At 78.2% G+C, this 729-nt stretch carries 1 protein-coding gene; it reads right to left on the bottom strand.

What is annotated here, in order from left to right; genetic code table 11:
* A partial coding sequence (locus tag D8M29_RS13010) for a ComEC/Rec2 family competence protein (RefSeq protein ID WP_238693431.1) occupies window positions 1-683 on the bottom strand: 683 nt, incomplete at its 3' end.
* Between the last annotated feature and the right edge of the window lie 46 nt (window positions 684-729).

The following is a 729-nucleotide window of genomic DNA, read 5'->3' as shown; positions in this document are numbered from 1 at the left end:
AGGTGGGCGGCCACGGTCACCGCGAGCGACGCCGAGAGCCACCGCGCTACGACGTCGGGCAGCATCCGGCCGAGCCCGGCGTGCAGCGCACGGTCGAGGGGCGCGCCGGCCAGGACGATGCCCGCGGTCGCGGCCAGGGAGAGGTGGAAGGCCGGTTCCACGGCGAGGGCCGGCACCGCGACGAGCAGGGCCGTGCCGCCCACCGTCAGGAGTCCGAACGCCTGCCGCGCGCGGCCGAAGAACACCGCGAGCGCTCCGAGGGCGCCCATCACGGCCGCCCGGAGCACGGACGGCTCCGGCCCCACGACGACCACGAACACCCCGAGGACCGCCAGCCCGGCGCTGAGGACCACCGCCCGGTGCACCCGCGCGCTGCGCAGGGTGATCGCGACCGCGCCGAGGATCATGGCCACGTTGGCCCCGGACACGGCAGACAGGTGCGACAGGCCCGAGGCCTTCATGGCGTCGTCGAGGGCGGCCCCCTGGGCGGAGCGGTCGCCCAGCACCAGCCCCGGGATGAGTTCCGGCGCAGCGCCGACCGTGCCCTCCGCAGACTGACGGAACGCGGCGCGCAGCGCCTCCCGCCGCGCGGGGCCCGGGCCACCGCCGGTGCCCCCGCCTGCCGTCTGCGTCCCGCCGGCGCAGGGTCCCGGCTGCGGGGCGGACGCGGCGGCCCGGAACACGGTGGAACCGGACCTCGACGGCCGGGCCAGGACGCACACCCGCGAC

This window comes from Micrococcus sp. HSID17227 (genome assembly GCF_003989405.1).
GTDB classification, from domain to species: Bacteria; Actinomycetota; Actinomycetes; order Actinomycetales; family Micrococcaceae; genus Micrococcus; species Micrococcus luteus.
Note: the sequence above shows the minus strand (reverse complement) of the source record. Positions and strands in the feature narration are given on the sequence as shown.